The organism is Streptomyces griseoruber, from assembly GCF_001514205.1.
In the GTDB taxonomy this organism is placed as follows: domain Bacteria; phylum Actinomycetota; class Actinomycetes; order Streptomycetales; family Streptomycetaceae; genus Streptomyces; species Streptomyces griseoruber.
The window spans coordinates 2,269-4,840 of sequence record NZ_KQ948812.1 but is presented as its reverse complement, the minus strand read 5'-3'; the positions used below and the strand labels follow the sequence as shown (position 1 = coordinate 4,840).

General features: G+C 73.3%; 1 protein-coding gene. It reads right to left on the bottom strand.

The annotated features are described in order from the left end of the window. A partial coding sequence (locus AQJ64_RS44645) for a type I polyketide synthase (protein WP_159060369.1) occupies positions 1–2,572 on the bottom strand: 2,572 nt, incomplete at both ends.

The window sequence follows — 2,572 nt, the reverse complement described above, 5'->3', positions numbered from 1 at the left end:
CACACCCGACGCCCTGAGCGCGATCTGGTCCTCGTCGGCGAGTCCGCCGGCCAGGACCGAGGCGAACCGGTTGGCGGCCCGGCGGTCCAGGACCTCGGGCAGGTCGATCAGACCACCCCAACGATCCGGATACTCCAGCGCCGCCACCCGGCCCAGACCCCACACCGCACCCTGCACCGGATCGGCCGGACCGTCCGAACGGCCCACCGACACACCCCCACGCGTCAGCACCCACACCCGGCCCGCCACCCCCGCGTCACCGACCGCCTGCAACACGGTGGCCAGCGCGCCGCACGCCTGTACGGCGTCCGTGAAGGCGCCGGTGTCGAGGACGATCCCGGCGACCTCGCCGACGGAGACCGACTCCCACTGCGCCGCGAGCGACACCCGTTCAGGCGTGGCGGGGAGGTCGACCGCCACGGGGACGGCGCCACGCGCGGCGAGTTCCGCCGTGATGACGTCGGTGCCGGTGTCCTGGCCGGTGCCCTCGGGCCGGAGTACGAGCCAGCGGCCGGCGAGCGCGGTGGCGGGCGACGGCTCGAGCGGCTTCCAGTGCGCTCGGTAGAGCCACCGGTCGGTGCGGGAGCGTTCCAGGCGCCGGCGCCGCCAGGACGACAGGGCCGGGACGAGGCCGTTCAAGGACTCCTCGGCGAGCCCCAGGGAGTCGGCCAGGGAGCCCAGGTCACCCCGCTCGACGGCGTTCCAGAACTCCGTCTCGGCGGCGCCCCCGGTGCGCTGCTCGTCGTCCACGCCCCTGCCTGCGGCGGGGCGTCCCTGGTCCGCCAGCCAGTAGCGCTGGTGCTGGAAGGCGTACGTGGGCAGTTCCACCCGGCGTCCGCCGGACAGGACGGCCTCCCAGGCGATCGTGGCGCCGTGGGCGTGGAGGCGGGAGAGGGCCGTGACCGTGCTGAGGACGCCGTCCCGGTCCTTGCGCAGGACGGGGGTGAACAGGACCCCGTCGCTGCCGCCGGTGTCACCGGCGGCGACCGCCTCCGGGCAGTCCTGGGCCAGCGCCGTGAGGGTGCCGTCGGGGCCGAGTTCGAGGTAACGGGTCGTGCCACGCGCGGCAAGGACGCGCACGGCGTCGGCGAAGCGAACCGCCTGGCGGACGTGCCGCACCCAGTGGTCCGGGGAGCACAGTTCCTCGGCGGTGGCGACCGTGCCCGTGAGGGTGGAGACGATCGGTGTCCGCGGCTGCTCATACGACAGGGACTCGGCCACCGTGCGGAACTCGTCCAGCATCGGTTCCATCAGCGGGGAGTGGAAGGCATGGCTGACCCGCAGCGCCGTGACCTTGCGGCCCTGGCCACGGAAGTGGTCCGCGATCTCCTCGACGGCTTCGACGGCACCCGAAACGACCACCGCCCGCGGCCCGTTGACCGCCGCGATACCCACCCCGACACCGAGCAGCGGCAGCACCTCCTCCTCGGACGCCTGAAGCGCGACCATCGCACCACCCTCAGGCAGCGCCTGCATCAGCCGGCCCCGCGCCACCACCAGACGGCACGCGTCCGCCAACGACCACACCCCGGCCACATGCGCCGCCGCGATCTCACCGATGGAGTGCCCGGCCAGCACATCCGGGCGCACACCCCACGACTCCAGCAACCGGAACAACGCCACTTCCAGAGCGAACAGAGCGGGCTGCGCGAACTCCGTCCGGTTCAGAAGATCCGCGTCCTCACCGAACACGATCTCCCGCAGAGCGAACGGCAGCTCCGCGTCGACCGCGTCGAAGTGCTCCGCGAAGACCGGGTGCTCGTCGTAGAGTTCGCGTCCCATGCCGAGCCGCTGGGAGCCCTGTCCCGCGAAGAGGAAGGCCGTGCGGCCGTCCGGCTGGGCGGTACCGGTGACGATGCCCTCGGGCCGGTCACCGGCGGCGAAGGCGGTGAGTGCGTCGGCTAGCCGGGCGCGGTCGGAACCGACGACCGCGGCCCGGTACGGCAGGGCCGATCGGTGCGTGGCGAGCGACCAGGCGACGTCGAGGGGCTCGGCGCCGGGGTGCTCCCGCAGGTGCGCGAGGAGACGGGTGGCCTGGGCGGGCAGGGCTTCGGGGGTACGGGCGGACAGGACCCAGGGCAGTACCCGGGGGGCCCGGTACGGCACCGCGTGGGAAGCGGCGGACGCCGTTTCGGCGGCGGGCGTTTCGAGGTTCTCGGGGGCTTCCTCCGCGGGTGCCTCCTCGAGGATGGCGTGGGCGTTGGTGCCGCTCACGCCGAAGGCGGACACGGCGGCGCGGCGCGGCCGGCCCTCCGCCTCGGTCCACTCCTGTTCCCGCGTCAGCAGCTCGACCGCACCCGCCGTCCAGTCCACGTGCGAGGACGGCTCGTCCACATGCAGAGTGCGCGGCAGCACACCGTGCTGCATCGCCAGCACCATCTTGATCACACCCGCGACACCGGCGGCCGCCTGCGTGTGACCGATGTTCGACTTCACCGACCCCAGCCAGAGCGGCCGCTCACGACCCTGCCCATACGTCGCCAGCAACGCCTGCGCCTCGATCGGATCACCCAGCGTGGTCCCCGTACCGTGCGCCTCCACCACGTCCACATCCGCGGCCGACAACCCCGCA